The following is a 5,975-nucleotide window of genomic DNA, read 5'->3' on the forward strand; positions in this document are numbered from 1 at the left end:
CGCCGTTTCCAGCGCCAGCCGCACGGGCGTGCGCAACCGCTGCTCGGCCGGCGCCGCGCTGCCGTTCAGCGCCGCCTGCACCGCGAGCGGGCAGACGGTGGTGATGGTGCCGGCCAATCGCAGGCCATCGCCCAGTGGCACCAGGCTGGCATCAAGCTTGAACAATTCGCCCGTCGCGTCCCGACCGGTCAGCACCACATCAAGGCTGCCGCTGGCGGCCCAGCGCCGATAATCGGTCAGTCGGCTGCCCCCACGCACCTGCACATCGCCATCGAGGCTGATCGGCGCGCCCTGCCCCAGCGCAAAGCCAGTGGCGCCCACCACCAATTGGCCGCGCGCCGGCACGCGTGGGCTGGCCGGCTCGGTAAGGCCGATGATCTCGCGGGCGTGGAGTTCCAGACTGTCGGCGCGGAAATCCGGGCCGAAGCCGGCATTGCCACGCGCTCTGGGCAATACGATCGACAGCCGCACCAGCCGGTCGCCATCCAGCTTCAGGCTGGCCGTTGCCACACCGGCCGCCACCCGCGGTGACAGGCCGGCGGCGGTGGCCGACAGCGTCACGCCCTGGCCCTGGAACACGGTCAACTCCGGCCGCCACGGCCCGCGATTGAGGCGAAGCCGGTCCACGGCAAGCGCCAGTTGCACGCCGCCCTTGTGCGCCAGTCTCACGCCGGCCAGTTCCGTCTCCAGCCGATAGGGAAAGCCCGTGACCTGCGGCCGCTCCCCCGGGAACCAGCGCGCCAGCGTGGTTTCGAACCTCGCCGCCCAGCCACGCCAGAAATATCCATAGGTGCCAAGGCCGATCAGCAGCGGCAGCAGCGACAAGAGCAGGGGCCAGCGCCGCTTCATGCCCGGCCCTCCGCCTGCAAGGCATTGATCGCTTCATGCACGCGCGCTTCCACCGCGGCGCGGTCCAGCCCCGGCGCGATGGTCTCGCCCAGCTTCATGTGCACGGTGCCGGGATATTTGATGAAGCTCTTGGGCCAGACGCTGCCGCTATCGAGCGCGATCGGCACCACCGGCAGCTTCAGCATCTTGTAGAGCCCGGCAAAGCCGGCGGCGAGCGGCGGGGTCTCGCCCACCCCCACGCGCGTGCCTTCCGGGAAGATCACCACTGGTCGGCCCCTTGCCACCGCCGCCTGCGCCTGGCGCATCATCTCGCGCAGCATTTTCGCCGATCCGGCGCGATCGACGAAGATCGAGCCATGCCGGGCCGACGCCAGGCCCCAGATCGGAATGGCGCGCAATTCCTGCTTCATCACCACCGCCGGCCGTTCGAACCACCACAGCGTCAGGATCGCCTCGAAGGCGCTTTCATGTTTCAGCGCAAACAGGTGCGGCCCCTGGGGGATGGTCCCGTCAATCGCCAGCCGGATGCCGCAGATCAGCCGGCTCGTCAGCCGAAACCAGCCGGCCCACAGCTTGGGGCCGATGAACAGCAGGGGCCCGCCCGAATCGCGCGGCACCGCCAGCCCCAGCAGCAGCGCCAGCGGCACCAGCACCAGCGAGCCGCCCAGGAAGACGATCTGGAACATCACCGTGCGAACAAAGGCCAGCCCGGTGGCGAGCGGCGAGTGACGCATCACGCCGCACCCAGCAGCAGCGCGCCCCGCCGCAACAGCCATTTCGAATATTCGAACGCCAGCCCATGCGCCTTGGGCTCGGACGGCACCGCATCTGACAGCACCTTCACATCCGCCGGCAGCACGCGCGACAGCTCCAGCCGGGCACGGCGCATGTGGCCGGCACTGGTCACCAGCCGGATCGAGCGGAATTCATGTTGCGCCACCCAGCGCGCGGTTTCCTCCGCGTTGGATCGCGTGTCGACCGCCTCGTAGCCCAGATCGGTCGAATTCAGCCGCCGCTTCGAAACGCCGAACGCCGCGGCGAGCTGGCGCCGGCTGGTGGTGCGGCCCACGCCCGAAATCAGCATGCGCCGCGCGGCGCCGGCTTCGACCACGGCAAGGCCGCGCTGGAAACGCCCGGCGCCGCCGGTCAACACCACGACACCATCGCTTTTCACCGACAAGGGCGCCGGCCCCGGCAGGGTGAGGCTGAACCAGATCAGGCCGAGCATCCAACCAAGCAGCGGCACCGCCACCGCCCGCGCCAGCCACAGCAAGGGGCCGGCCTTGCGGACAGTGCGGGGCCGGCTCGGCGTCGGCCGTCTGGCGGTTGTGCGGCTCACATCTCGCCGCGCTGGCGGCGGATGGCAAACCAGCGCGCGCGATTGGCGTTCTGCTCGGCCAGCGTCTTGGCAAAGACATGCCCGCCGCTGCCATCGGCCACGAAATAGAGCGCGTCGGTCTCGGCCGGATCGAGCACGGCCATCAGCGAGTCCCGCCCCGGATTGGCGATCGGGCCCTTGGGCAGGCCGGGCTTCAGATAGGTGTTGTAGCCGGTGTCACGGCGCAGTTCGGATTGGCGGATGCGCCGGCCCAGCGGCTTGCCTTGGGTGATCGGGTAGATGACGGTGGGATCGGCATCCAGCTTCATGCCGATCTTCAGGCGGTTGCTGTAAACGCCCGCAATGGTTCGGCGTTCGCTGGCCTTGCCGGTCTCCTTCTCCACGATGCTGGCCAGCACCACGGCGTCTTCCGGGCTCTTCACCACGGCGCGCGCCGAGCGTTTGGGCCAGAGATCAGCGAGGGTCTTGGTCATGGCGGCCTGCATGCGCTTCAATAGCATGGCGCGGCTCTCACCGGGTTGATATTCATAGGTGTCAGGCAAAATGCTGCCTTCGGCCGGCGCTGTCACCGTGTCCTTCAGGCCCGGCACGGCGTTGATCCGCTCCGCCACCAGCACGGCCGGCCAGCCTTCGGGAATGGTGACGGTGAAGCGCTCCACCTCGCCCTTCTGCAGCGTCGCCAAGATGTCCCGCCAGGCCTGGCCCGCGGCCAGGCGATAGCGCCCGGCCTGCACCGGTGCATTGCTGCCAAAGATGCGCGCCAGCACCCGGAACTGCCCGGCCGATTCGATCAGCCCGGCCTTGTGCAAATCGTTCGCCACGCTCGCCAGGCTGGCGCCGCGCTTCACCTCGAAGGATTTCGCCGGATCGGGCGCGCTGCTCCAGCCGAACCACGGTGCCACGGCCATCGGCACCCCGACCAGCAGCAGCAGGGCGATAAAGGTCAGGATGGCACGGCGCACGGATGCGGGCCTCAGACGCCGCGCATCACCAGCGTGGCATTGGTCCCGCCAAAGCCGAACGAGTTGTTCAGCACGGCGCGGATGCGGCGCTGCTTGGCGACATGCGGCACCAGGTCAACGCCGACACAGGCCTCTGACGGGTTGTCGAGGTTGAGCGTCGGCGGCGCCACCTGGTCGCGCAGGGCGAGCAGGCAGAAGATCGCCTCCACGGCGCCGGCGCCGCCCAGCAGGTGGCCGATGGCCGACTTGGTGGACGACATCGAGACATTGTCGATCGCCGAGCCGAACAGCCGCTTGACCGCGCCCAGCTCCAGCTCGTCACCCATCGGGGTCGAGGTGCCGTGGGCGTTGATATAGTCGATGTCTTCCGGGTTCAGCCCGGCCTTGCGCAGCGCCATCTGCATGGAGCGGAACGCGCCCGAGCCTTCCGGGTGCGGCGCCGTCACGTGATACGCGTCACCGGTGAGGCCATAGCCGATGACCTCGCCATAGATCTTGGCGCCGCGCTTCTTGGCGCGCTCATATTCTTCCAGCACGACCACGCCGGCACCCTCGCCCATCACGAAGCCGTCGCGATCCTTGTCATAGGGGCGGCTGGCGCGTTCCGGAGTGTCGTTGAAGGCGGTGGACAGCGCGCGGGCCTGGGCAAAGCCGGCGATGCCCAGCGGGCACAGCGCGCTTTCCGAACCACCGGCAAGCATCACGTCGGCATCATCCAGCGCGATCATGCGGGCGGCATCGCCGATGGCGTGCGCGCCGGTCGAACATGCGGTGACGACGGCATGATTGGGGCCCATCAGGCCATATTTGATCGAGACCTGGCCCGAGATGAGATTGATCAGCCGGCCATGCACGAAATGCGGAGAGACGCGGCGCGGGCCCTTTTCGTGCAGCACGATCGATTCGATCTCGATGCCGGGCAGGCCGCCGATGCCGCTGCCGATCGAGCAGCCGGCGCGGAAGCGCTCCTCCTCGGTCATGTCGGTGAGGCCGGCATCCTCGATGGCCTGGCCGGCGGCGTCGATGCCATAGACGATGAACGGATCGACCTGGCGCTGCACCTTGTAATCGACACGGCTGTTGGCGTCGAAGGTCATGCCGGTGCCGTCGCCGGCCTTCACCTCGCAGGCGATGCGGCAGGCCTGGTTGGAGGCATCAAAGCGCGTGATCGGGCCAGCGCCCGACCGCGAAGCGAGGATGTTGGCCCAGGCGGTTTCGACATTGGCCCCCAGCGGGGTGACGAGGCCCAGACCGGTGATGACTACACGGCGCATCGGCAATCCATTCTTCTGCGCACCCAGCCTGCCCCGCCGGTGCTTGGCTTTCGGGCTGCACCATCATCGCATGATGGCCAGGCCCATCTGGCACGAAACGGCCCGCCGCCTGGTTTCAAGCGATGGGCCGTTTCCTGTACGCGCCGGCACCGCCGGCCAGCCCTGTCTTCATGGCATGAAGGCCGCGGCCAGCGCGGCCTTCCGGCCTGATCTTACTTGCTGTTGGCGCCAATGAAGTTGATCGCATCGGCCACGGTGAGGATCTTCTCGGCAGCGTCATCCGGGATTTCCACGCCGAACTCTTCCTCGAACGCCATCACCAGCTCGACGGTGTCGAGGCTGTCGGCGCCGAGATCGTCGATGAAGCTGGCGGCTTCGGTCACCTTGTCGGCTTCCACGCCCAGATGCTCGACAACAATCTTCTTCACGCGGTCGGCGACGTCGCTCATGTTCCGTTCCCTCTGTTGGCGGCGAGGTGTTCGCCGGCAGGTTGCTTGGGGCCGATAGCCTGATGGCGAAATTGTGGCAAGAGCGCAGCGCCGCGTGCGCGCGTGTCGCGCGCCGACAGGCGCAAGCTCGGCCGGGCTGGCTGCCGGCCTTCAGCCGGCAGAACAGCGTCGACGGCGTGGCTCCGCCACGCACTTCCTTCTTGCCTTTTTACTTGGCACCCCCAGCGGACTCGGCGGCTCTGCCGCCGGCCGCGAGCAGCGGAACTTCAGGAGGAAGCAAGGGGGCCGCGGCAAAGCCACGTCCGACGTCAGACGGGTCACGGTTGGCCGCTGCGGCGGCCGCCGCGCCCGCTGGCCGCGTTCGCCCGAGTCCGTGTCCATCGCTGCGCGATAGCCACTGGCCGGGCTTCACGGCATCGCCATCCCACCGTTGATATGCAGGGTATGCCCAGTAACGTACGAAGCCTCCTTCGAAGCCAGATACACCACCCCCGCCGCAATATCAGCGCCTTCGCCCAGCCGCCCCACCGGAATCCGCCCCGTCAGCGCATCCTTCTGCGCGTCCGGCAACGCATCGGTCATCGCCGAAACGATGAACCCCGGCGCGACGCAGTTCACCGTGATGTTGCGCGACGCCAGTTCCTGGCCCAGCGCCTTCGACATGCCGATCAGGCCGGCCTTGGACGCGGCATAATTGGCCTGGCCCGGATTGCCGGTGACGCCGACCACACTGGTGATGGCGATCAACCGGCCAAAACGCTGCTTCATCATCGGCTTGGCGGCGGCGCGATAGAGGCGGAAGGTGGCTTCGAGGTTGATGCGGATCACGTCCGCCCATTCCTCGTCCTTCATGCGCATGGCCAGATTGTCGCGGGTGATGCCGGCGTTGGCGACCAGGATATCGAGCCGGCCGCCCAGCGCCTCGACCGCCTGCGGCACCAGCGCATCAACCGCCGCGCTGTCCGACAGGTTGCAGGGCAGGATCACGGCATCGGGGCCACAATCGGCGGCGACTTCGGCCAGCGCCTCGGCGCGGGTGCCCGACAGCGCGACACGGGCGCCGCGCGCGGCGAGCGCCCTGGCAATGGCGCTGACGATGCCG

General features: G+C 68.2%; 7 protein-coding genes. All 7 read right to left on the reverse strand.

The window, feature by feature from the left end:
• The coding region (locus GJ693_RS13090) for a hypothetical protein (protein WP_197042187.1) at positions 1-849 on the reverse strand (849 nt) is incomplete at its 3' end.
• The gene (locus GJ693_RS13095; protein ID WP_156256732.1) at positions 846-1,583 is read right to left on the reverse strand and encodes a lysophospholipid acyltransferase family protein; all 738 of its coding nucleotides are present in this window, start codon (positions 1,581-1,583) and stop codon (positions 846-848) included. The genes GJ693_RS13090 and GJ693_RS13095, both read right to left, overlap by 4 nt.
• On the reverse strand, positions 1,583-2,188 hold the full coding sequence (locus GJ693_RS13100; RefSeq protein ID WP_235902890.1) for a YdcF family protein: 606 nt from the start codon (positions 2,186-2,188) through the stop codon (positions 1,583-1,585). The genes GJ693_RS13095 and GJ693_RS13100 overlap by 1 nt, the downstream gene beginning before the upstream one ends.
• Positions 2,185-3,150 carry an endolytic transglycosylase MltG gene (gene mltG / locus GJ693_RS13105; RefSeq protein WP_235902892.1) on the reverse strand — a complete coding sequence of 322 codons (966 nt, stop codon included), beginning with the start codon at positions 3,148-3,150 and terminating at the stop codon, positions 2,185-2,187. The genes GJ693_RS13100 and mltG overlap by 4 nt, the downstream gene beginning before the upstream one ends.
• 11 nt (positions 3,151-3,161) lie before the next feature.
• A complete protein-coding gene (gene fabF, locus GJ693_RS13110) occupies positions 3,162-4,424 on the reverse strand; it encodes a beta-ketoacyl-ACP synthase II (RefSeq protein WP_156256733.1) in 1,263 nt (420 codons plus the stop codon).
• A 212-nt stretch (positions 4,425-4,636) separates the two neighbouring features.
• Positions 4,637-4,873, reverse strand: a complete 237-nt coding sequence (locus GJ693_RS13115; protein WP_156256734.1) for an acyl carrier protein — start codon at positions 4,871-4,873, stop codon at positions 4,637-4,639.
• A gap of 408 nt (positions 4,874-5,281) precedes the next feature.
• Positions 5,282-5,975: 3-oxoacyl-ACP reductase FabG (fabG, locus tag GJ693_RS13120; protein WP_328598839.1), on the reverse strand; the 694-nt coding region annotated here is incomplete at its 5' end.

The sequence above is a fragment of the Sandarakinorhabdus oryzae genome (genome assembly GCF_009733735.1).
Lineage (GTDB): Bacteria > Pseudomonadota > Alphaproteobacteria > Sphingomonadales > Sphingomonadaceae > Sandarakinorhabdus > Sandarakinorhabdus oryzae.